This window comes from Massilia putida, from assembly GCF_001941825.1.
GTDB classification, from domain to species: Bacteria; Pseudomonadota; Gammaproteobacteria; order Burkholderiales; family Burkholderiaceae_D; genus Telluria; species Telluria putida.
Genome location: NZ_CP019038.1, coordinates 1,178,759 through 1,201,906 on the forward strand (window position 1 = coordinate 1,178,759; position 23,148 = coordinate 1,201,906).

A 23,148-nucleotide genomic window follows, 5' to 3' on the forward strand; every position below is an offset into this window, starting at 1 on the left:
GCACTTCAGCTCAGTACCATTCACGATACCATGCCGAATACATAGTTCGCTGAACTGGCAACACCAACCATTAGCTGGTTTTTACCCTACCACGACCACCTTCCCCGCCGTTAGACCCTACGTACATGGTATCGTGAACAATTGGCCTGCTGCCGATTCCACAGACACCAAGTTAAGGTGGAAAATGGGGTCAGGAGGAATCAATGGCAGCAGCAAGAAGGCAGTTCAGCCGAGAGTTCAAACTTGAGGCGGTGAAGTTGGTCGAAGAACGCGGGGTATCGGTACGCCAAGCTGCTCAAGACCTGGACGTGCACGAAAACGTCCTACGCAAATGGGTACGCGAATTGCGCGAGCAACCCGAGGAAGCATTCCCTGGCAACGGCAAGATGACGGCCCAGGATGCTGAGATTGCGCGGTTGCGCAAAGAAGTCACCAAGCTCAAGATGGAGCGAGACCTGTTGAAAAAAGCCGCGGCCTACTTCGCGAAGGAGTCGATTTGAAGTTCGGCTTCATCGCGAAGCACCGAGGAGTCTGGCCGGTCAATTTGATGTGCGAGGCGCTCGGTGTCTCGAGGGGCGGCTTCTATGGCTGGCTGACGCGTCCGCCGAGCCGGCGCAGCAGGCAAGACAAAAAGCTGGGTGTCCAGGTACGGCAAAGCTTCCTGCGCAGTGACCGGACCTACGGAGCAAGGCGAGTCTGGCGCGACGTTCTTGAGCAAGGCTTGCAGTGTGGGCTGCATCGTATCGAGCGTCTGATGCGAGACCAGGCGTTGCGCGCCCGGCCTCGACGCCGAGGTCTGCCCAAGGACCGCGGAGCGCGCAGCTCCGCGGCAGAGAACCTGCTCGATCGGCAGTTCCAGGCCGAGGCGCCAAATCAGAAATGGGTCGCCGACTTTACGTATATTTGGACTGCCGAGGGATGGCTATACGTTGCCGCCGTGCTGGACCTTTATTCGCGTCGTATCGTTGGCTGGTCGATGCAAGACAGCATGACTTCGCAACTTGTCGTCGATGTGCTGATGATGGCTGTCTGGCGTCGAGGTAAGCCAACTGCGTTGCTCCACCATTCGGATCAGGGCAGCCAATACACCAGCGAGCACTTCCAACAACTGCTCAAGGAACAGGGCATTACCTGCAGCATGAGCCGGGCCGGCGAAGTCTGGGACAACTCGGCAATGGAGAGCTTCTTCAGCTCGCTCAAGACTGAACGAACAGCACGAAAGGTGTACCGTACCCGTGCCCAGGCGCGCTCAGACGTGTTCGACTACATCGAACGCTTCTACAATACTACGCGGCGACATTCGACGCTGGGATACGTCAGCCCAATGCAGTTTGAAGAAGCTAGAAAAGCTTAAAGCGGTGTCACCCGAATCGGCAGCAGGCCACTTGTTCGTATCCGTTTTTCGTGGATTCCCATGACGAACAAAGGACGGCAATCATCGGTTCTTGAACGTCTGAGATCGCTGCAATCAGGTCTTCAAAAGTCGCCAACAGCTTGTCATATCTCGTTATCGAACGGGCCATTTCAGTCTCTGGTGGTTGATGGCGAAGGTCTGCTCCTGGCCGATCTCGGCCGATCGAGCCAGCATATGTTGCGACAACGAAAGTTTCATGGCCTGTCCCGACAGTCCAGACCCGACCTCCTTCCGACAGCAGGGCCCGAATGTATGGATGCTCGCTTACTCTCTGAACCTTTTCTGCAAGCCTAGAAGGACAAGTGCGGCATCGAGCCGCCGACGGGCCGCCCATACCTCCAGCATATTGACCACCGACCAGCCCGTGACCAAACCGAGCAAAATCTTGACCCATTCGGGTGCCTGAAAACTCGCCGCATTGTTGAAAAACATAACAACCGTTATAGGCAACAGTAAGCTCAGGAGCCTGACAGTCGCGGACGCAGGCTGATCTAGGATAGCCTGGGCCTTCGCACGTAGAATTTCATTTTTTAGAATTGAAGCTGCAATTTCTTCATGCATAGAGGGAGCTTGGTATAGGAAAGTTGGTAGTCGGATATAGCCGCTGTTGGCCGAACTCGGCCGTTCATTGTACGGCAGCAGTCGACCCGAAGCAGACATCGGCGATCTTTCAACTTCATATGCGGTTTCTCTTCAAGGAAGAAGACCTTGAACAACGCAACCAGTCGTCGAGAGTTCGCAGCAGGAACGCTCTATTACGCTTCACGACGGCTTGCCTGGGAATTCTGGCGAGGAAGTAGTGCAAGTATCCGTTTGAAAGCGCTAGCTGCCGTTCGGATACCCGGTCGCCAATGACACGGGCTCGTAGCGCCATTAAGTACGTGGTGTTCCAAGCCCACACCGTTCCGCCGTGAACCTCCACCGAGAAATACGCGTCCTCAGGCCAATGGATGACGGAAACGCTGCTACCGCATCTGGTACAGGCTCCCTTGCCCGGCAAGGTTCCTTCAATCGGTGATGAACCGCCCCGGGAATAGTGGAGGCTGGTTGGTTTAAGTTAATGCGGTTTCATCGGCAGCGATCTTGAGCTACCGATAGTAGTTTGCCTCAGCTTCCGCGGGCGGGATATAGCCGATTGGTTCCATCAACCGGTGGTGGTTGAACCAGGCCACCCATTCCAAGGTTGCCAGCTCGACAGATTCCCGAGTTTTCCAGGTTCGGCGGTGAATCAATTCCGTCTTGTACAAGCCGTTGATCGTCTCAGCCAGTGCGTTGTCGTAGCTGTCTCCCCGATTGCCGACCGACGGTTCGATACCTGCTTCGGCCAGGCGTTCGCTGTAGCGAATGCTGAGATATTGCGAGCCCCTATCGGAATGATGGATTAAAGTTCCATTTTCACCGGGCTGGCGAGCATACAATGCCTGTTCAAGCGCATCCAGAACGAAATCAGTGGTCATCGACGAACTGACCCGCCAGCCGACAATGCGCCGGGCGAAAACGTCCACCACGAAGGCTACGTACAGCCAGCCCTGCCACGTCGAAACGTATGTAAAGTCCGACACCCACAGCTGATTTGGACGGTCAGCCCTAAACTGCCGATTCACCCGATCCAGCGGACGTGGGGCGGCAGAATCGGGAATCGTTGTCCGGACTCGCTTGCCGCGCACAGCACCTTGCAAACCCAGCCGCTTCATCAAGCGCTCGACCGTGCAGCGAGCGATGGCGATGCGTTCCCGGTTCATCTGCTTCCAGACCTTGTCGGCTCCGTAGACCTTCATGTTGGCCTGCCAGACCCGGCTGATTTCCGGACACAGAATCTCATCGCGCTTCGCCCGCGCGCATCGCTTCGACGAATCACGAAGCTGTGCCGCATGGCGCCGATAACCCGACGGGGCAATCCGCAAGACCTTGCAGATCGGCTCGACCCCGAAGGTGTCGCGATGCTGATCGATAAAGGCCTTCAGGACTTCAAACGGCGGTCGAGCTCCGCCTGGGCGAAAAACGCGCTTGCCAGCTTCAGGATTTCGTTCGCCCGCCGCAGCTCTTTGTTCTCGCGCTCCAGGGCTTTGAGTCGCTCACGCTCCTCTGTTGTCACTCCTGCGCGCTCTCCCTGGTCAATCTGGTCGCGCTTGACCCATTCATGCAGCGTTTGTGGCGTGCAGCCGATCATCCCTGCAATTGACTCGACCGCCGCCCACAGCGAAGGATGCTCATTACGCTGCTCCCGTACCAGACGGACTGCGCGCTCCCGGACTTCCGGCGAAAATTTGCTTGGCTTCTTGTTCATAGCTCCATTCTCTCAAGAGTTGGAGCCTCCATCAAATCCGGGGCGGTTCAGTCGACGCAACACAGTCATGGAATCGTTGTGCTGGCGTTTGATAGTTGAGGGTTTTCCGTGGACGCTCGTTTAGCCGCCTGGCTACCTCGTCCAAATTCTCCTGGGAATACGTAGACAGGTCTATCCCTTTGGGGAAATACTGACGTAGCAGCCCGTTCGTATTTTCATTTGACCCGCGTTGCCAAGGATGATGGGGATCGCAGAAATGCTTCTTTCGAAACGCGCTCGCCTCATTCATTGCCACCGCGTTTTAGGACAGCCCTCACCTGCAACCCTGTGTCCGTTGATCTGCCCCGGCAAAACTGGACAACTTCCTGGATGAGTTTTGGTCCAACTTTTTCCTTCGAGAAGGAGTGCGGCCATGAAACGGAAACGGTACTCAGCAGAGCAGATTGTCTCGATTCTCCGGCAGGCAGAGCTGGGGATGGCAGTAGGTGATATCGTGCGCCAGCTTGGCATTTCGGAGCAGACGTTCTATCGCTGGAAGAAGCAGTACGCGGGCATGCAGGTCGAAGGTGTGCGCGAGCTGAAGATCCTGCAGGAAGAAAACGCGCGGTTGAAAAAGCTGGTCGCCGAGCTGAGCCTGGACAAGGCGATCCTGCAGGACGTCGCCTCAAAAAAGTGGAACGGCCCGCGCTGAAAAGGGAAGTGGTGAAGTACATCGTGAGCCACTACGGCCTGAAGCTAGCGCGGGCCTGCAGACTGATGAAACAGGTGCGCAGCACACAATACCTGCACAGTCGGAAGGATCCGAAGCTGCCGTTGCGGCAGCGTTTGAAAGAGCTGGCACAGGTGCGCCTGAGGTGGGGCTACCGGCGCCTGCACATCCTCCTGAAGCGCGAAGGTTTCCAGCTTGGTGTCAACCAGACCTATCGCTGGTATCGCCTTGAAGAGCTGCAACTGCGGTCCTGGCGCAAAAAGCGCAGCAAGACGACCATGCTCCGGCAGGCGCGCATGCAGGCGCTCCACATCAACGACGCCTGGAGCATGGACTTCGTAGCCGACCAATTGGCCGACGGGACAAAGATCCGGCTGCTGACGATCATCGATATCTACAGTCGGGAATCGCTGGCGATCGTCGTCGGTCATCGCCTGCGCGGCGACGATGTCGTCGCGGCGCTTAACCGCATTGCCGAAAGACGTCCGGCACCGAAATGTCTGTTCGTCGACAACGGCAGCGAGTTCTCGGGACAATTGCTCGACCTATGGGCGTACCACCACCAGACGAAAATCGACTTCAGCCGGCCCGGCAAGCCAACCGATAACTGTTTCATCGAGACATTCAATGGATCGCTACGCGACGAATGCCTGAACATTCATTGGTTCGCTTCACTGACCGAGACTCAGGCCGTCGTGGAAGCCTGGCGCCGGGACTACAATGAGAGCCGTCCTCACACAGCTCTCAAAAACCTGACACCGGCCGCTTTCGCCCGGGAGACCGGGGCTGGAGGTGCATAAAAACGGATCTCAACAGACCAAAATTTTGTCTTCAAAGTGTCCAGGGAATCCAAGCGGATCACACAACCGCTAGCCAGCCCCTGATTGTGGAGCGTTTTTCGGTTGCAGACATTCAGAAATTGGCGGTCACAGATTGGTAAAACGTCATGCGCTGCTCGACGCCTCAGTCTCGGAGAGGCTCTGGCGGCGGCGATCGTCTGCTCGTTGACATTCTTGTATTTCTGAGCCTCGTGGAGAAGCCTGACATCTGCTCCACGCGTGACTGCGGAGCGAAACGCCTGCAGAACAGGCAGATAATGGAATTCGTAGAATGCGCCCCGCAGGCCAAAGCCCTCGGCAGCACAACCAATAAAACCTGTAATGGCCTCGTACACGTTACGCGATGGTCAGCGCATCTGCTCGGATTCCGGATCATCTTGGTCCGGTGCAGCATCCCTTGCCGCTATCGAAGCGCACTGGCCGAGTAAACCATTTATATGATTTACTTGATTTATGAGAAAACTCCGCTTGCCGCTGATTCGTTCGAAGGGTGAACTCATGTTTTGCGGCCCGCACGGCGACATGGCTGGGCGTCCGACGATGCGGTTGGGGTGCGCGTCACGCTCAGGAAAAACCTTGAACACCTGGCCCGTTTCGGATTTCGCGCTGCCGAAAATTCTGGTATATCGATGGGCGACTCCCCCGGATTTATCTGCCTTGCGCTCGTGATCGATCGGCTCGCCGCTCAAGCCCCCTTGGCTACGACCGTAGGATGCCTCAACGTTGCCGTGGACCGGAGCTCCTGTCGCCGCTACCCTGCATATCCACTTTGGCACTTCGATGCCGTTTCATGAAGGATGCGTCCATCCCATTAAAGCCCACACAGTGTCGTTTTCGCGCACGGGCAAGACGCTGCCCGTTGCCACCGGCTACATATTGACTTAGAATTTCCTTAGGGCAATTTTTAGACCGGTGGGGTTATGTCTGAGACCGATGTCCCGCAACACTCCGAACAGATCAACCAGCCCGATGCACGGTCCGGCGGTACGCACACGCTGCCGGCGGTCGCGGCGCTGGGTGCTTTGTCGCTGGCGGGTTGCGGCGCGGGCAGCGACACCGAGCCACGTGAAACGGTCCTCGCTGCGGAGGTGACGAGTGTCGCCAAGACGGCGATGACCGATGCCGCGGCCGCGCGCTTCCTCGCGCAGGCGTCGATGGGCGCGACGCGCGAGCAGATCAAGCGCGTGCAAACGCTGGGCTACGCCGGCTGGCTCGACGAGCAGTACGCGCTGCCGGCCTCGCCGTCGCGCTGGGATGCGCTGGTCGCCGGCGGGTTCAACGCGGCAGCGAACAAGAATTCCGAGGACGGCTTCGATGCCTGCGCCTGGCGCAAGCTGCTGGCCGCGCCCGATACGCTGCGCCAGCGCGTCACCCTGGCACTGTCTGAAATCCTCGTGATCGGCATCGACGGCCTCGTCGGCGGCGGTTGGCGCCAGTTCACGGCCGCGGCCTACCTCGACCTGCTCGAAGCGAATGCATTCGGCAATTACCGCGGCCTGATGCAAGCCGTGTCGCTGAGCACGGCGATGGGTGAATACCTGACCTTTCGCGGCAACGTCAAGTTCAATCCCAAGACCGGCGCCTTGCCCGACGAGAACTATGCGCGCGAGCTGATGCAGCTGTTCACCATCGGACTCGTGCAGTTAAACCCCGACGGCACGCCGAAATTGGTGCACGGCAAGCCCCAGGAAACCTATGGCCTGGACGACATCACGGGCTTGGCGCGGGTATTCACGGGCTGGGACTACGACCTGTCCGGCACGAGCACCGCCACGCCGGATTTCAAGCGCCGCCCCATGGTCCAGGTCGCGGCGCGCCACGAGACCGGCGCCAAGACCTTCCTCGGGACCACCATCGCGGCCGGCGGCACGGGCGCGAGCGACATGAAGGCGGCGCTCGACACCCTGTTCGCGCACCCGAACGTCGGTCCTTTCATCGGCCGCCAGCTGATCCAGCGGTTGGTCTGCAGCAACCCGTCGCCAGCGTACGTCGCGCGGGTGGCGGCCGCGTTCGACAACGACGGCAACCGGGTCCGCGGCAACCTGAGGGCGGTACTCAAGGCGATCCTGCTGGACGACGAGGCGCGCAGCGCGACGGCCGCCGCCGCGCCCGGCGCCGGCAAGCAGCGCGAGCCGATCCTGCGCCTCGCCGCGTGGGCGCGTGCGTTCAAGGCGAACTCGCCCAGTAGCGCCTGGGCCATCGGCAACACGTCGGACCCGGCCACGCGCCTCGGCCAGAGTCCCCTGCGCTCGCCGAGCGTGTTCAACTTCTTCCGGCCCGGCTACGTACCGCCCGGCAGCGCGATCGCGGGCGCGGGCCTCGTCGCGCCGGAGTTCCAGCTGACGAACGAATCGAGCACGGTCGGCTACCTGAATTTCATGCAGACGGTCGTCAGCAAGGGCATCGGCGACGTCAAGGCCGATTACACCGCCCTGCTACCGCTGGCGAACGATGCCGGCGCGCTGCTCGCGGAGCTGAACACGGTGCTCGCGGCCGGACAGCTGAGCGGACCGACCTTGAACCTGCTGCGTCCGGCCATCAACTCGCTGCCGGCGAACAGCGACGCGGCGCGCCTGAACCGCATCTACGCCGCCGTGCTGCTGGTGCTGGCGGCGCCCGAATTCATCATCCTGCACTAAAAGGAACCGCGATGACCACCGATGCTTCTCGCCGCGCCTTTCTGCGCCGCGCGGGCGCCCTGTCGCTGGCCGGCAGCGCCGCGCCGTGGGCGCTCAACCTCGCGGCCATGGCGGAAGCCGCGGCCGCCAACGCGAGCGACTACAAGGCCCTCGTCTGCATCTTCCTCTACGGCGGCAACGATTACGCGAACACGCTCGTGCCGTACGACAGCGCGAATTATGCGGCCTACCAGCAGCTGCGTCCCACCCTCGCGTACGCGCGCTCGGCGCTGGCCGGCACCGCGCTGACGCCGGCGCAAGTGCCGCTGGACCGCAACGGCATGCAGCACGCCTACGCGCTGGCGCCGGAGCTGGGCAAGCTGGCGCCGCTGTTCGACGCCGGCCAACTGGGCGTCGTCCTGAACGTCGGCCCGCTCGTGCAGCCGACCACGAAGCTCCAGTACCAGAATCGGTCGGCGCCGCTGCCGCCCAAGCTGTTCTCGCACAACGACCAGCAATCGATCTGGCAATCGTCCGCCCCCGAAGGTGCGGGTTCCGGCTGGGGCGGACGCATGGGCGATCTGTTCGAAGCGGGCAACGGCAACGCGACCTTCACGTGCGTGAACGTGTCGGGCAACGCCGTCTACCTCGCCGGCAGGCAGGCGGTGCAATACCAGGTATCGCCGGGCGGTGCGGCCGCGATCAACGCGCTCGCCAAGCCGCTGTTCGGCTCGACCGCGTGCAGCGACGCGCTGCGCGCGCTGATCACGCAGCCGCGCACGCAGCTGCTGGAAGCGGAGTACAACCGCGTCACGAGCCGCGCCATCACCGCCAACAACGCACTCAGCGCGGCGCTCGCCGGCGGCCCCGCCATCACCACGCCGTTCGCCGCCGGAAATGCGCTGGCCGCGCAACTCAAAATGGTGGCGCGCATGATCTCGGTCGCCCCCGCGCTGGGCATCAAGCGCCAGGTCTTCTTCGTGTCGATGGGCGGCTTCGACACGCACGACGGCCTGTTGACCGTCCACCCGAAACTGCTGACCGGCGTGGCCGACGCGATGGCCGCGTTCCACGCCGCGACACAGGAACTGCGCGTCGCCAACGCCGTCACGTCGTTCACCGCGTCGGACTTCGGTCGCACGCTGACCGGCAACAACGACGGTTCCGACCACGGCTGGGGCAGCATGCACTTCGTGCTGGGCGGCGCCGTCAAGGGCAAGACGTTCTACGGCACGGCACCCGTTGTCGCCAGCGACGGCCCGGACGACGTCGGCCAGGGCCGTTTGCTGCCGACCACCTCGGTCGACCAGTATGCGGCTACGCTGGGCCGCTGGCTGGGCATCGCGGACGCCGACCTGCTGCAACTGCTGCCCAACCTGGCCAATTTCAGCCAACGCAACCTCGGCTTCATGGCTTGACGGCGTCGCGCCGGAGTCAGGCCGGCAGCGTAGCGGTGATCGCTCCCTCCACATTCAGTACCTCTAAACAAATCTATGGCCCCCCTCCTTTTGCCAGCTGCTTTTCCTTGTCTATGATGTGAGTAGGCTTGCTCAAATCTATCCGGCGTTTGATGGCGACTTGCTCCGCACCTCGATGAGAGTGGCGCCTGTTGGCCCTAAAAATCGCGGCGGCTTAAGCCATTAGATGCTTACTGTCGTCCAACGTCGGCATAAACGACAGGATCAACGCATTAACCGCATCAGCGTGTTCTTGCTGTATCCAATGTCCTGCATCGTCGATGGTGACGCACCGGCGCAGACGCGGAGCTAGTTTGGCCATGTCAGCAATGATTCTATCCATTCCAGGGATCGATAGTCCCACATCGCGTGAGCCAATGGCGAAAAGCGCCGGCACTTCGACGCGCATTCCTTCAAGACTGGCTTGCAACTGCCAGTTGCGATCCAGGTTGCGATAGTAGTTAAGCCCACCATGGAAGCCGCTCCGCGCGAAAGCAGTAACGTACGCGTTGAGGTCGGCACTGGACAGCCATGAAGGCAGCGTAGCTGGCTCAGGAAGGTCTTGTAGCATTCCGCGTTCGGGCACAACCATACCGAAAGGATTGGGCGTACCGTCTCCAGGTTGGCGCCGTCCTGCCTCGCCCGATGCCGCGTGGTAAATCCTGCGTAACGTGGTTGGCACGTCGCGTTCGAGTTCCCGCTCGGCTAGCCCAGGCTCCTGGAAATACAGGGCGTAGAACAGCGCCTCTTTCGTGCGTGGAAACATCTGTGTAGGAGGCATAGGGGCACGAGCCATCAAAGGCACGCCAAAAGCGACGACGCCGCGAATGCGGTCTGGGCGCATGAGTGACATTTGCCAAGCGACCGAGGCGCCCCAATCGTTGCCTACGATTACGGTACGTTGGATCGAGAGAGCGTCCATCAGGCCGACTAGGTCGCCAACAAGATGAAATATCGTGTACGCATCGGTCGCTTCCGGGCAAGACGACTCGCCATAACCACGCAGGTCTGGGGCAATGACGCGGTAGCCAGCTGCAGCAAGCGCGGGCACTTGCTTGTGCCATGACTTCGACGTTTCGGGAAAGCCATGGCAAAGTAGTATCGCTGGGCCTTCGCCAGCTTCGAGATACGATAACGTGATTCCGTTCACATCAACTGATTTGCGTTGCATATCATCCTCCTGACCTAGAATTCGTAACATCATATGTTGCGCATTTCGAGCGGTCAAGTAGCGTAACATGTAGTGTTACGGGTCTAAAATAACAACGCGAGGTGCGAATGAGACACGACGGTAGGCTGTCGCGCATGCTTCATGTGCTGATACATATGGACAAAAGGGGTGGTAAGACTACTTCCGAGACGATTGCCCTGATGCTGGGCACCAACCCCGTCGTTGTTCGTCGCACTATGGCGCCGTTGAAGCAGGCCGGACTTGTGACCTCTGATGGTGGAGCAGGCGGTGGGTGGGCGCTTGCTCGTGCTATCGACGATGTAACGATCCGCGATGTCTATGAAGCGCTCGGCTCGCCTTCAGCGTTAGCGATCGATGTAGCAATCGATCACAAGACCTGTCCGGTAGAGCAAACCGTAGTCGCTAAACTGGGCGCCGTATTCCAAGATACGGAGAAGTTCATGCTTGAGCGGATGCAAGATGTGACACTTGGAACGCTGGCCGAAGATGTCGACCATATTTAGCCAGACCAGCTGCAGACCGCAGAAAGTAAACGTCTGCTATGGGTTGCGCATTCAATCGGTCGGCACGGCTCAGTGTACTCGGCGGTTGCCTGCTGAGCAACTAGAGGGTTTTGTTAGGCGTACATGGACGCCCCCGGTTTGCCAAGCATTCAATTCATGACGGCATGAAGGTAAAGATTGCACTCGTACATTCGGACTTTATATGCGACGATTTGTCGCGGTCCCTGATGGGATGTGCTGGTCGGTGCCCCCTCGCTCTAACGCACTTCATGTGCCAGCCTAACAGGGGGTGTACCAGATTCTGTGTAAACGATTCTTCGTTTAAGTCTGCGGCACCCGGTCTTCAAACTGGATGGCGAAGCGGTTTAACGCAGCTTTCCAGTCCCGTATCGGCATCGTCCACTTCTTGCTGATGTTGTTCAGGGCAAGATAAAACAGCTTGCTGACAGCTTCATCGGTCGGAAAGGAACTGCGGGCCTTGGTCACTTTTCGCAGGCTCATGTTAATCGATTCAATAGCGTTCGTGGTGTATATCACCTTTCGGATTTCCGGCGGGTAGTCGAAGAACGGTATGACGCGCGCCCAGTTACGGCGCCAGGACTGACTTATCGGTTTATACTGTTTATCCCATTTATCTTCGAATTCGGCAAGCCTGAGTTCAGCCTCGTCGGTAGTGGCTGCACTGTAAATCAACTTCAGATCGGCGGCGACTTCCTTCTGCGCTTTCCAGGGCACGAAATTCAGGCTGTTGCGCACCATGTGAACGATGCACAGCTGAACCGAGGTCTGCGGGTAGACCGCCTCGATGGCGTCCGGGAAGCCTTTCAGGCCGTCGACGCAGGCGATGAATATGTCCTGCACGCCACGATTTTTTAGCTCGGTCACGACCTGCAGCCAGAACTTCGCGCCTTCAGTTTGGGAGATCCACAGGCCCAGCACCTCCTTGTGGCCATCCATGTTGACGCCGATGGCCAGGTAGACCGCCTTGGTACGCACCGCGCCGTTGTCGCGCACCTTGACGTGAATGCAGTCGAGATAGAGGATCGGGTACACGGCGTCGAGCGGGCGGGCCTGCCAGAGCTTCACATCCTCGCTGACAGCGTCCGTGACGTTGGAAATGAGGGTCGGTGACACCTCGGTGCCGTACATCTCTTCCAGATGGCTTTGGATCTCCCGCACGCTCAGGCCACGCGCGTAGAGCGAGATGATTTTGTCGTCGAAGCCGGTCCAGCGTGTCTGATGCTTGACGACGATCTGCGGCTCGAACGTGCCCTGGCGGTCGCGAGGAACGTCAAGCGGCAGCGCGCCGAAATCGCCCTTGAGCGTCTTGATGCTATGGCCGTTGCGGGTGTTGGCAGTGCTGTTGGTCACCTCGCCGCTTTTGTCGTGGCCCAGGTGGTCGGTCATCTCGACTTCCAGCGCGCGCTCGACCAGCATCTTGGTGAGCTGCTTGAGCAGCCCATTTTCGCCGATCAGGTCCTCGGGCTTCTGGTAGTTTGCCAGCAGGCCGTCGGCAAGTTTGAGCAGTTCCGGATCGGGCTTGGCCCGCTTGTTACGCTTTACAACGGTCATCGTTTCTCCTAATGGCGGCAGTGTCCTGCCAAATGACCGTTTACACAATATTATTTACACCCTCGCCTAACAGCGGGCTTTGCCAACCACGGTCTTACCTATCTGCCATCACTGCATGATTGCCTGTGCAATCGGTGGAATGAACAACCTCGTATTGCCATTACCTCTGCCCGATCCGATTACGCAGCAACGTAATCGGATCGGAAGTCCCTGTCGTGTACCAACAGCGCCCACGCGATGCGCGCGTTCTTGTTCGCCAGTGCGACTGCTGCTACGTTCTTGTTGCGTCGGCCAAGCAGGTTGGCCAGCCATCCCTGTACATTGATCTTCCGTTCGAGTTGCCGAATGACCGCTCGAGCACCGTGGATGAGCAGCGTGCGCAGATACGTATCACCACGCTTGCTGATCCCCTGCAAATTCGTCTTTCCTCCGGACGAGTTTTGCTTAGGCACCAGCCCCAACCATGCGGCCAACTGCCGGCCGTTCTCAAAATTCTTCGCATCGCCAACCGAAGCGACCAAAGCACTGGCCGTGATCGGACCAATCCCCGGAATTCTCTCCAGCTTGCGCGACAGGGTATTGGCGCGATGCCAGTATTGGATTTGGTGTTCCACTTCATTCACTTGCCGGTCCAGGTCCTTGAAGTGTTCAAGCAAACGTAGCACAAGCTCTTGGAATGGCCCCGGCAGCTCGTCCTTTGCTTCATCGAGCAACGCCGGTACGCGGCTGGTGATGTGTCCAATCCCTTGAGGCACGATCAAGCCGAATTCGCTCAATAAACCACGGATCTGATTGGCTTGCGCTGTCCTCGCCTTGATCCATCCCTGCCGTACCCGATGCAGCGCCAGTACCGCCTGCTGCTCAACATTTTTGACCGGCACGAACCGCATGTTAGGCCGCTGCACCGCCTCGCAAATCGCTTCCGCATCCGCAGCGTCGTGCTTGTTCGTTTTCACGTAGGGCTTTACGAACTGAGGTGCCATCAGCTTCACCGTGTGCCCAAACGTTTGCAGCCTTCTTGCCCAGTAATGAGCGCTGCCGCAGGCTTCCATCCCGATCAGACAGGCTGGTAGAGTGGCGAAAAACTCCGCCATCTGGCCGCGCTTGAGCTGCTTCCTCAACATAACCTTTCCATGCTGATTTATCGCGTGAACCTGGAACACACTCTTTGCCAGATCGATGCCAACTGTCGTAATCTCCATGATGACGTCCCCCTCGATTCAAGTGGTTGCTCGATACATCCACTTTGGCACATCGATGCCGTTACCGGGCGGGGGCGTCCATTCCATTGTACTAACAGGGCGTAGACGAAATCAACTTTGATAAGCGAGTCTGTTGAGTAGCATACGTGCCTCGGCCAGCCATACCCAGGCGGCCGAGATATCCAGCTTGCGGTCGTGGTGCATCACTGTACGGCGCCAGCGTTCGGTCCACGCGTGAGTTCGTTCGACGACCCAGCGCATTGGCAGGACCACGAATCCTGCATTGATAACTGCGGCTGGCTCAGGTGCCGTCTTGGGATCATGCAGCGTTCCGATCGTGCTGTTACCTGGACGACGAACGACTTCGACACCAATATGATGCGCCTGCTCGATGTCATGCGCGCATTTCCCGCCATACGCGCCGTCGGTGTAAAGCCGTTCTAGCCGAGGGCTCTTGGCGCACGCTTGCGCAACCACGGCTGCGGCAGCATCCCTGTCCTGCACGCTCGCAGCGGTTACCGTGACTGCGATGAGCAGCCCCATCGTATCAACGACGAGATTGCGCTTTCGCCCCTTGACCTTCTTACCCGCATCGAATCCGCTTTCGCCACCTTGCGGCGAGGCGCGAGTGGACTGTGCATCGATCACCGCGGCGCTTGGGGTGCTCGCACGCCCCATGCGCGCGCGCCATTGTTCACGTAGTCGGTCCTGCATTTGCTCGAATACGCCCGCATCAACCCAGCGCGAAAACGCCTTGTAGACCGCCTGCCAAGGCGGGAACGTCTCGGGTAACAGTCGCCAAGCGCAGCCCGTGCGCAGCACATACGAGCATGCATTCACGAGATCGCGGCGGCTGTAATGCACAGGCGTCCCTCGTTGTCCGGGTACGCGCTCGAACAAATCAGCGACCAGTTCCCATTCAGCATCTGTCAGGTTGGTGCTGTACGGCGATATGTCCTCGCGTCGGTGCGCTGCCGTGTAGCCATATCGCTTGGCGCCCTCGGCTCGCTCTGCATACGCTCGACGCACTGGCTTGAGCCGTACGATCCCTTGCGCACGTAGCGCACGGCGAACCGTTGCATCGCATACGCGTAATCCACAACGGTGGTATAGCTCGTCGGCAATCTCTTTCAGGCTGGCCTGAGCGCGCTGCTTCACGATATCGTGCAAAACCGCGATATGCTCAGGCTTCAATGCCGGTGGCCTTCCCCCGACGTTGCTTGACGACTCAACGCCGTCGAGTGGATGTTTCGTTGCCATGGCATGCTCCTTCCACATCGAGACAGCATGCCACAGCTACGTTATTGATTTTGTCTACACCCTCTTAAGTGGTGGCTACAGTCTGCTGCGCCGGAACGACGTCCTGAACAATCGTACCTCGATGCATCACGATAATGCGTTGTGCCATCGAAATCGTTTCTGGCCTGTGTGCAACGATGATACGGGTAAAAGCTAGCTGCTTAATTGCCATGTTAACTTCATACTCGTTGCGTACATCTAAATGACTGGTTGCCTCGTCCAAGACGAGCAATTTAGGGTTTTTATATAATGCACGTGCTAGCAAAATGCGCTGCTTTTGGCCGCCAGAAAGGCCGGTACCGATGTCTCCTACCAAAGTATTATATCCCATAGGCATAGATGCGATGTCTGTATGCACTGACGCAAGCTTGGCGCATGCCTCGATTTCATTCTGTCTCGGCGTCGGGTCAAAGAAACTAATATTGTCACCAACAGAGCCTGAAAATAACGAATCTTCCTGCATGACCGTACCAATCAATTTACGGTAATTTGATAGGCCAAGCTGTTCTATCTTAATGCCACCAATTCGAATCTCCCCTTCGGACGGTTTGAGCAACCCAAGAAGTAATTTGATCAATGTCGTCTTTCCGCTCCCCGAAGATCCAGTAACGGCAATCGATTGTCCCGCGGGAATGGAAAGATTGAGTTCCTTAAGTATGTATGGCTCATTATCTGCGTAGCGGAACGAAAGGTTCCAAATCTCCAACGACGGCGCGATACTCTCGACGTCGACTTCCGCGTCGACCGTGTCTTGTTCTGGCTCTGCGAGCAAAATATCCGCAAGTCGTTCCCCATGGAGCTTCATCATCCGTAGTTCGAAAATTTTATCGATCAGGCTCGAAATACGCTGGCTGAACTGGTCTTTGTAGCTAATAAACGCAAACAGCATGCCCACCGAAAATTCGTTGCTGAGCACCGCAAGCGCTGCGAGCCATATAACTATCACGCGCTCAGCATTGAATAGAAATGCATTTGCCGTTTGGTAGGATACCGATAATTTCGCGATTTGCAAATCCGCATTAAACTGGTCTGCCAATATGTTCATCCAACCGGTGCGCCGCTCGTCCGCGCGGTGGTATAAACGCACGCTTTGAATGCCGCGTACTGATTCAAGAAAGTGCGTTTGTTGTTTGGCCGCATGGATGATCTGCTCGGCAGTAGCTGAACGTAACGCACGAAAAACCGACCATCGCAACAAAATATATAACACCACTGCTAGACACGCCACACCGGCCAACTTCACGCTGTAAAATAACATCATTGCCAGCGTACCCAATACTAGTACGCCATCGATAATGCCCTCGACAAATTGAGTTGTCAGACTTCGTTGAATTGTTTGGATCGAGCCAAACCGTGAAACGATATCACCACTATGTCGATTGCCGAAGTATGACAATGGCAGCTTCATCAAATGGGTAAAGGCGTTGCCGAACCATTGGAAGTTTAGACTGGTAGACAATACTGTGGTAATCCACGAACGCACTGCCGTGATAGCTGTCTGCACACAAACCAGTGCGAGAAAGCCCAAACCCAAGACTGTGATCAGGTCGCGGTCTGAACTTAACAATGCCTCATCGACCATCCACTGCAGATAAAACGGGGCTATTAGCAGACAAACTTGCAATGCCAAGCCCAGTAGTAATATTTGACTCAACCCATGCTTCAAACCTACAACGCGTCCCATCAGCGACAATAAGGTGAAACTTTGCACCTCTTTTTGTTTGCTGAATTGTCGTGCTGGTGCTAGCTCCAGCGCGACACCGGTAAAGTGTTTCGCACACTCATCCAACGATAGCTTACGCTCCCCCACTGCAGGGTCGTGGATTACTACACGCCCAGCTGAAACAGCTCTCAATACGACGAAGTGATTAAGATCCCAGTGTAGTATGCACGGCAGTGTCAGATCCTGCAGGTGCTCCATGTCCAATTTTAACGGCCGCGAACTCAGAGACAAGCCATCTGCGATGGCGATCAGTCCTTTGAGTGTAAGCCCTTTGAGGGACACCGAGAACCGCCTACGCATACTCGTGATGTCGATTTGGTGCCCCCAGTAGCTTGCGACCATACAAAGGCAGGCCAGACCGCATTCGGCTGCCTCGGTCTGAAGCAAAACGGGCAAACGACGCTGTCGCCAGAAAGTAAATTGTGGAGAAGCTAAGGGTTTCATTGCAGAACTATCAGAAAGATTAAATACGGCCGGAAATACTAAATAGTGGTTCTAGGATCCATTCGTACAAGTGGCGGCGCTCGAGAACAATGCTTGCGTCCAACAACATACCCGATTTGAGAGGCATATCTGTGCCGTATGCTTTGACGGTCTGCTTATCGATCTTTAACCGAATACGATACAAGGGCTCGGCTGTCGAACCTGGTGGCAAGGTAGCACCAGGAAGCGTCATTTCTTCCGGACGCAGAGACGTGTTGGCTACCTCCGTTACGGTAGCGCTATGCTGACCAAATTTTTGATAGGGGTAGGCCTGGTACCGTAATAGCACTTGCATCCCGGGCTTCACAAAGCCGACCGAGCGTGATGGGGCATATATTTCAGCCTCCAACAATGAGTGTGCTGGGAGTACCGATGCAATAGACTGAGATGGTGACACGGTTTGGCCCATCTCCGCAGTAATCGCGGTCACTACGCCAGCCCCAGGGCTGCGGACTAAAATCTCGCGCTTTGCTTCGCTATCGGTTAACTCCTCTTCGACCATTGCTATATTGCGCTGCAGCGCAGCGGCATCACGTGCAGCTTGCACGCTCAAGTTACGCAATTCAGCATCGGTCGAATCGACATCGCGTTGACTATTAGCCTTGGCCCGTAACAAATCACTTACGCGCTGACGCTGGTCCAGCAAATCCGCCTGTTTGTCCTGCGATTGGGCGGCCGATATATAATGTAAAGCTTGCAAACCGCTATACCGCTTCCACGCTTGCTCTGACAGCGACACACGCTGTTTCTGTAGTGTGATCTGGTCGTCCAGGTGATGAAGATCGCCCGTAATATCGACCATCCGCCTACGTAGGGCCTCGGCGTGCTGACGAGTTTGCAACTCAAGTTGTTGGAGTTCCGTACGGTAACTGTCGCGCCGCGACGCCAACAAAGATGAAATTGTTTTTTGTGCGTCTCCGGCAATCGCACTGCGTTCACCGCTCAGCACGAACAAGACATCTCCCGCAGCGACAAGCTGGCCTTCCCGAACACGTTTTTCCTTGACGGTTCCAGTTTGTGTCGGGACTACTCGAATGACACCGGAAACTGGCAAGAGTATCCCTTGGCATTGGGCTTTCCTCGTTGTCATAAAACAGAAGAAAAAGACCAAGATCGCCAATGCAATTGTCAGGAATAACCCCGTCAAGAACTGAAAGGTGAGACGTTGGCTTAATATTACGGCTCCGTACTGACGAACCGCGGCATGCTCGACGGCTTGCTGCCGGAATAAGGGCCGGGCGGTTGGGGGAACTACTGGGGGACGAGTTGTCACGTTAAACCTAGTCAATATTGGATGTAGTGCGCTATATAGCTAATTGGGTTTAACTACGATCGACAGCTGCTAATTCAGGAACCTAAGATGTCTAACGAAGGTCGTTTTTACCAGAGCGACTTCACACACCAGCTAAGCATTGATAAAGAGGAATTAAAATATATGACAATAGATCACTGCAAGGACAATTAAAATAAAACCGAAATATCATCATGGCCGAAATTATTTTCAGCAACCGATGAATATGACCCGCATCGTCGAATTTCCAGAAAGATCCCCGCCACAAGTCGTTCTAAGAAATAGAAATAAAAGATTATTCGCAGACCTAAAGTCAAATCCCAGCCCCCTAGCTGCACGTCAATCCCACAAATTGAATGCACTGGCAAACACGACCAAGCCAAGCGGAGTGCGAAGCTTGGATCCGTTTACAACTGAGCAATGCGTCGAGTTTTAAGCATTTATATTAAATCGCGGAACCCAAGCGAATGAAAACGCAAGACTTTAGAAGATTAGATAAACATCTTTTCGGAAAAATAAAAAAATAGAGAGGCAGCCAGTATTATCAATCCTTGTGCAAAAATCACTGGTATTGGCTGACGATCGGATTCAGACAACCCTGCAAGCAGAGAGGATCTCTTCGATAGGTGAACATTAGCTAAAACCGATAAAATAATGGCAGCAACACAAGTCACGGCGACCTTAGCACTATATATTTTGTCCAGCTGAAAGATCGCAAACGTTCCAATGATCGTTGCTATCGCAGGAAAAATCGACGCGATTAGCGCCTTATAGATTTTCAATTTACGTGCGTTAGTTGGCGACATATTCAATAAATCACCAGCCTTTTCGACTCTCGCTATTAACCAACTCATATCGTTAGCCAAGAGAGTGCAGACAAGCATTAACGCGGGACCTAGAAAACTCACCCTAAGGCCATTTCTAGAAAAAAAGGTCAGCGCAATGGCAATGGCGACAAAGATCCGCAAGAACTGAACAAACACGCCAGGATTTCTCAAGACGAGTCTTAGCTCTTTTTTAAAGACTATAAGAAAAAAAGATGCAGAAAAACTCGTGGCCTTTCCGGAAGTTCTGGACTCATATTTTTGCCCCAATGGCCTACTTAGACTCCTGAAGGGTGTGGCGGAAAACTTCGCCGCGACAAGTGGACTTACAATTGCTATGGTGAGAAGAAAAAATGTGGGAACAGGTTTTCCCGACACCCCTGCACCAATCCATCTTAAACATGCCCCCAACTTCCCTTGATACAACCCGAATAGCGAGCTTGGGTCGATTTTTCCAAAGTTGAACGCTAAAAAGAAGAGAATGGTGCAAACGAGACCGACCACTCGCGCACCAGAAATGACAAAACTGCTCCGCAGGAAGGAGTGAAATACGACCAGCAGAGAAACGCAAAACGATGAAGTGATTATTGCTAACGAAAGGATGAAGGGATAAATTAGAAAGCCGCCGAGATAGCCGTGCAGTATGGCGGCATTAAAAAACGGAGTTATAATTAACAGCGGAAACAAACTCGACCTTAAAGCGAGCGCGTAGATCCGCGCCATTAAATACGCTCGCATTGAGAATGGAGAAGTTAATATAAGCGTTAGCGATGGAGCAGCCAGGATAACTTCTCTCGTTGCAGGAATTAGTGATGTTATCAAGAAGCCTATCGCAATTAGGGTTATAATTGCATGCACTAGTTGGTTTTGAAAGAGCTGTATCGGAGCAGAAAACCACATGAATGCACCGACACACAATATTACATATATTGAAAGGAATGTGATTGGACTCAGGACCCTTGAGAAGGCCCCGAATGCAATAGCTTGTCCGCGGGCGGCCAAACGCAATTCTGCTTTAAGTATCCATAATGACTTGGCAAAAAACTTCATCAATACTCCACCATTTTCAAGAAGAGATCTTCGAGAGTATTTGAGTTCGTTTTTTGCAACAGGTATTCGATCGGCCCGTCTGCTACTATTCGTCCGCCATCGATAATTGCCACTTTGTCCGCCAGTTTTTCCGCGACCTCTAAAATATGTGTGGTTAAGATAATGGCAACTCCCTCGCTGGCTTTCTTTCGTAGTACATCCTTGACTTTCTTTGCCGCGAGTGCATCAAGTCCAGTTAATGGCTCGTCTAAAATAATGATAGACGGCTTATGGATCAGGCCGCCTGCCAGTGCGAGCTTTTGTTTCATCCCACGCGAGAAGTTTTTTATGAGTTTGCCTCGGTGCTCCCACAAATCCAACTGCAGTAGAAGGAAATCCGCCTCCTCAGCGGCAAATTTGCGGTCTACGTCCCAGAGTCCAGCAACGAACTCAAGATATTCTAAGGGCTTCAGCAAGTCGTAGAGAAGTGGATCGTCGGGCAAAAAAGCAATATGTGCTCGCGCAAACTGAGACTCATTAGCTATATCGCGCCCATGGACAAGAATCTTCCCTTGGTCAGGACTCTCTAATCCAGCTAGCATTCTCAGCGAAGTTGTTTTCCCGGCGCCATTTTTCCCAAGTAGCACATACAACTGCCCTTGCTCCACTCTTAAAGACAATGCGTCAACTGCCGGTACGTTTGCAAACGTTTTAGTAACTTCGAAAAACTCAACTGCTGGTTTGTTTGCCACTAACACTGTTTTTTCCTTCTATTAGCGGACCTGAAGCGCGGCGCCACGCATCAGGTCCAAAGAGCTCTTAGCTCTGGTAATAACCTACAAACATCATTGCACCGCCAATCAGCAGACCAAACGCACCAGTTGCCGGGCCACCTGCGAAACCGATGCCGATAACAGCCATACCACCGGCAGTGAAGTCACTCATACCGCCGCTGACTGCTTCGATTTCTTCCAGGCTCAGTTCTTGAACAGCGTTCATATCATTTCCTTTTAATAGTGAAGTATGAAACCACAACGCTATAATAAATTTGCAGTTAAGCAACATTTATTTCGTAGCTGAGTCTGATTATACTCGCGCGAAGTGGATGAAAATACGTTAAATGTCACGACACGGGTTTATGGGAAGAAATCACGAACAGATGTGATCCTTGATACATATCTACAACAAACGCGCTAAGCCACGCTGGAGCGGAAGCACGCAATGCGAACTACTTGTTGGGGCAGTACGGTTCGAACTCCACTGCCCGCCCGTCTCACTGGCCTGCTGCCGATTCGGATGACACCGCTTTAAGCTTTTTTAGCTTCTTCAAACTGTACCGGACTAACGTATCCCAAGGTCGAATGACGCCGCGTAGGATTGTAGAAGCGTTCGATGTAGTCGAACACGTCTGAGCGAGCCTGGGTACGGGTACGGTACACCTTTCGTGCCGTTCGTTCGGTCTTGAGCGAGCTGAAGAAGCTTTCCATTGCCGAGTTGTCCCAGACTTCGCCAGCCCGGCTCATGCTGCAGGTAATGCCCTGTTCATTGAGCAGTTGCTGGAAGTGTTCGCTGGTGTATTGGCTGCCCTGGTCCGAATGATGCAACAACGCGCTTGGCTTACCCCGACGCCAGACACCCATCATCAGCGCATCGACGACAAGTTGCGAAGTCATGCTGTCCTGCATCGACCAGCCAACGATACGGCGCGAATAAAGGTCCAGCACGGCGGCAACGTATAGCCATCCCTCGGCAGTCCAGATATACGTGAAGTCGGCGACCCATTTCTGGTTCGGCGCCTCGGCCTGGAACTGCCGATCGAGTAGGTTCTCTGCTACCGCACTGCGCGCTCCACGGTCCTTGGGCAGACCTCGGCGTCGAGGCCGGGCGCGCAACGCCTGGTCCCGCATCAGACGTTCGATACGATGTAGCCCACATGGCAGGCCTTGCTCAAGGACGTCGCGCCAGACTCGCCTTGCTCCATATGTCCGGTCACTGCGCAGGAAGCTTTGCCGTACTTGCACACCCAGCTTTTCGTCTTGCTTGCTACGACGGCTCAGCGGACGCGTCAGCCAAGCATAGAAGCCACCCCTCGAGACACCGAGCGCCTCGCACATCAAATTGACCGGCCAGACTCCTCGGTGCTTCGCGATGAAGCCGAATTTCAAATCGACTCCTTCGCGAAATAGGCTGCGGCTTTTTTCAACAGGTCGCGCTCCATCTTGAGCTTGGTGACTTCCTTGCGCAGCCGCGCAATCTCAGCATCCTGGGCCGTCATCTTGCCATTGCCAGGAAATGCTTCCTCGGGTTGCTCGCGAAGTTCGCGCACCCATTTGCGCAGGACGTTTTCGTGCACGTCCAGGTCTTGAGCGGCCTGGCGTACCGATACCCCGCGTTCCTCCACCAACTTTACCGCCTCAAGTTTGAACTCTCGGCTGAACTGCCTTCTTGCTGCTGCCATTGATTCCTCCTGACCCCATTTTCCACCTTAACTTGGTGTCTGTGGAATCGGCAGCAGGCCACACCGAGCAATTCTAATTACCGAGCTTGAGTGAGCTCAACGATGGAATAGTTGCCAGCGTTAACCTGTAAAAAGCCCGCAAAGAGAAGACGGGCTTTTCGAAGCTTCGATATTTAGTTTCCCGCAGGAAACTTACTCCCACTCCAGCATCAATGGCTGGGCTAAGCCGTTGAATCAACGAGAATTTT

Annotated in this window: 18 protein-coding genes, 1 pseudogene and 1 other annotated feature; of the genes and pseudogenes, 5 read left to right on the forward strand and 14 right to left on the reverse strand. The window is 55.8% G+C overall.

From position 1 onward, the window contains the following. Positions 1-203: 203 nt before the first annotated feature. Positions 204-1,354 (forward strand): IS3 family transposase gene (locus BVG12_RS07525; protein WP_156895569.1). Its coding sequence is split into 2 segments (ribosomal slippage): positions 204-468 and positions 468-1,354, totalling 1,152 coding nucleotides; the frame shifts between segments, so codons are not numbered across the junction. Between the two features lie 324 nt (positions 1,355-1,678). Here the strand turns inward: BVG12_RS07525 and BVG12_RS07530 are convergent. The 3 genes and pseudogenes from BVG12_RS07530 to BVG12_RS07545 all read right to left on the reverse strand — a co-directional run. After that, on the reverse strand, positions 1,679-1,975 hold the full coding sequence (locus BVG12_RS07530; RefSeq protein ID WP_075791898.1) for a hypothetical protein: 297 nt from the start codon (positions 1,973-1,975) through the stop codon (positions 1,679-1,681). Between the two features lie 527 nt (positions 1,976-2,502). Further along, positions 2,503-3,701 (reverse strand): IS3 family transposase gene (locus BVG12_RS07535; RefSeq protein ID WP_156895493.1). Its coding sequence is split into 2 segments (ribosomal slippage): positions 2,503-3,410 and positions 3,410-3,701, totalling 1,200 coding nucleotides; the frame shifts between segments, so codons are not numbered across the junction. Next, positions 3,304-3,420, reverse strand: a sequence feature (AL1L pseudoknot). It overlaps the preceding gene by 117 nt. Before the next feature lie 31 nt (positions 3,702-3,732). Next, positions 3,733-3,960, reverse strand: a pseudogene (locus BVG12_RS07545) (IS30 family transposase); the annotation flags it as partial. A gap of 153 nt (positions 3,961-4,113) precedes the next feature. Here BVG12_RS07545 and BVG12_RS07555 point away from each other — a divergent pair. Next, positions 4,114-5,210, forward strand: a protein-coding gene (locus BVG12_RS07555) for an IS3 family transposase (protein WP_156895539.1) whose coding sequence is annotated in 2 segments (ribosomal slippage) — positions 4,114-4,366 and positions 4,366-5,210 — 1,098 coding nt in all. Because the reading frame shifts where the segments join, the coding sequence is not laid out codon by codon here. Positions 5,211-5,596: 386 nt separating this feature from the next. Here BVG12_RS07555 and BVG12_RS33880 read toward each other — a convergent pair. Continuing rightward, positions 5,597-5,938, reverse strand: coding sequence for a hypothetical protein (locus BVG12_RS33880; protein WP_156895570.1), 342 nt, complete (start codon positions 5,936-5,938; stop codon positions 5,597-5,599). Between the two features lie 231 nt (positions 5,939-6,169). Here BVG12_RS33880 and BVG12_RS07560 point away from each other — a divergent pair, with 231 nt between their 5' ends. Next, positions 6,170-7,888, forward strand: coding sequence for a DUF1800 domain-containing protein (locus BVG12_RS07560; protein ID WP_083684746.1), 1,719 nt, complete (start codon positions 6,170-6,172; stop codon positions 7,886-7,888). 11 nt (positions 7,889-7,899) lie between these two features. Continuing rightward, on the forward strand, positions 7,900-9,285 hold the full coding sequence (locus BVG12_RS07565) for a DUF1501 domain-containing protein (RefSeq protein WP_075791899.1): 1,386 nt from the start codon (positions 7,900-7,902) through the stop codon (positions 9,283-9,285). Between the two features lie 214 nt (positions 9,286-9,499). Here BVG12_RS07565 and BVG12_RS07570 read toward each other — a convergent pair whose 3' ends face one another. Beyond that, positions 9,500-10,495 (reverse strand): alpha/beta fold hydrolase, encoded by a 996-nt coding sequence (locus tag BVG12_RS07570; RefSeq protein ID WP_075796250.1) that lies wholly within the window; start codon positions 10,493-10,495, stop codon positions 9,500-9,502. Between the two features lie 134 nt (positions 10,496-10,629). Between BVG12_RS07570 and BVG12_RS07575 the strand changes: the two genes are divergently transcribed. Next, on the forward strand, positions 10,630-11,019 hold the full coding sequence (locus BVG12_RS07575; protein WP_307189106.1) for an Rrf2 family transcriptional regulator: 390 nt from the start codon (positions 10,630-10,632) through the stop codon (positions 11,017-11,019). Positions 11,020-11,340: 321 nt separating this feature from the next. On the opposite strand, the gene BVG12_RS07580 is transcribed toward BVG12_RS07575, so the two are convergent. From BVG12_RS07580 to BVG12_RS07615, 9 genes are all read right to left on the reverse strand, one after another. Continuing rightward, complete coding sequence (locus BVG12_RS07580) at positions 11,341-12,591, reverse strand: IS256 family transposase (protein WP_075791135.1); 1,251 nt, start codon at positions 12,589-12,591, stop codon at positions 11,341-11,343. A gap of 179 nt (positions 12,592-12,770) precedes the next feature. Continuing rightward, entirely contained in the window at positions 12,771-13,793 is a 1,023-nt protein-coding gene (locus tag BVG12_RS07585) for an IS110 family RNA-guided transposase (RefSeq protein WP_075791901.1), read from the reverse strand. Between the two features lie 111 nt (positions 13,794-13,904). Next, positions 13,905-15,053, reverse strand: coding sequence for an IS5 family transposase (locus tag BVG12_RS07590; RefSeq protein ID WP_075791902.1), 1,149 nt, complete (start codon positions 15,051-15,053; stop codon positions 13,905-13,907). A gap of 64 nt (positions 15,054-15,117) precedes the next feature. Then, positions 15,118-17,259: a peptidase domain-containing ABC transporter gene (locus tag BVG12_RS07595; protein WP_075791903.1), complete on the reverse strand. Its 2,142-nt coding sequence runs from the start codon at positions 17,257-17,259 to the stop codon at positions 15,118-15,120. Between the two features lie 19 nt (positions 17,260-17,278). Beyond that, positions 17,279-18,418, reverse strand: a complete 1,140-nt coding sequence (locus tag BVG12_RS07600; RefSeq protein ID WP_229503833.1) for an HlyD family secretion protein — start codon at positions 18,416-18,418, stop codon at positions 17,279-17,281. 662 nt (positions 18,419-19,080) lie between these two features. Further along, positions 19,081-20,463 carry a hypothetical protein gene (locus tag BVG12_RS33885; RefSeq protein WP_156895571.1) on the reverse strand — a complete coding sequence of 461 codons (1,383 nt, stop codon included), beginning with the start codon at positions 20,461-20,463 and terminating at the stop codon, positions 19,081-19,083. Next, positions 20,463-21,200 (reverse strand): ABC transporter ATP-binding protein, encoded by a 738-nt coding sequence (locus BVG12_RS07605; RefSeq protein ID WP_229503834.1) that lies wholly within the window; start codon positions 21,198-21,200, stop codon positions 20,463-20,465. The genes BVG12_RS33885 and BVG12_RS07605 overlap by 1 nt, the downstream gene beginning before the upstream one ends. Before the next feature lie 61 nt (positions 21,201-21,261). Then, complete coding sequence (locus BVG12_RS07610; RefSeq protein WP_075791905.1) at positions 21,262-21,441, reverse strand: hypothetical protein; 180 nt, start codon at positions 21,439-21,441, stop codon at positions 21,262-21,264. A gap of 308 nt (positions 21,442-21,749) precedes the next feature. Next, positions 21,750-22,900 (reverse strand): IS3 family transposase gene (locus BVG12_RS07615; protein ID WP_156895572.1). Its coding sequence is split into 2 segments (ribosomal slippage): positions 21,750-22,636 and positions 22,636-22,900, totalling 1,152 coding nucleotides; the frame shifts between segments, so codons are not numbered across the junction. Between the last annotated feature and the right edge of the window lie 248 nt (positions 22,901-23,148).

Excerpts from the sequence above, each read along its gene's own strand:
- BVG12_RS07590 (WP_075791902.1), bottom strand. The coding sequence starts at position 15,053 with ATGGCAACGAAACATCCACTCGACGGCGTTGAGTCGTCAAGCAACGTC.
- BVG12_RS07560 (WP_083684746.1), top strand. The coding sequence starts at position 6,170 with ATGTCTGAGACCGATGTCCCGCAACACTCCGAACAGATCAACCAGCCC.
- BVG12_RS07575 (WP_307189106.1), top strand. The coding sequence starts at position 10,630 with ATGCTTCATGTGCTGATACATATGGACAAAAGGGGTGGTAAGACTACT.
- BVG12_RS33885 (WP_156895571.1), bottom strand. The coding sequence starts at position 20,463 with ATGAAGTTTTTTGCCAAGTCATTATGGATACTTAAAGCAGAATTGCGT.
- BVG12_RS07585 (WP_075791901.1), bottom strand. The coding sequence starts at position 13,793 with ATGGAGATTACGACAGTTGGCATCGATCTGGCAAAGAGTGTGTTCCAG.
- BVG12_RS07570 (WP_075796250.1), bottom strand. The coding sequence starts at position 10,495 with ATGCAACGCAAATCAGTTGATGTGAACGGAATCACGTTATCGTATCTC.
- BVG12_RS07595 (WP_075791903.1), bottom strand. The coding sequence starts at position 17,259 with ATGAAACCCTTAGCTTCTCCACAATTTACTTTCTGGCGACAGCGTCGT.
- BVG12_RS07530 (WP_075791898.1), bottom strand. The coding sequence starts at position 1,975 with ATGCATGAAGAAATTGCAGCTTCAATTCTAAAAAATGAAATTCTACGT.
- BVG12_RS07580 (WP_075791135.1), bottom strand. The coding sequence starts at position 12,591 with ATGACCGTTGTAAAGCGTAACAAGCGGGCCAAGCCCGATCCGGAACTG.
- BVG12_RS07610 (WP_075791905.1), bottom strand. The coding sequence starts at position 21,441 with ATGAACGCTGTTCAAGAACTGAGCCTGGAAGAAATCGAAGCAGTCAGC.
- BVG12_RS07565 (WP_075791899.1), top strand. The coding sequence starts at position 7,900 with ATGACCACCGATGCTTCTCGCCGCGCCTTTCTGCGCCGCGCGGGCGCC.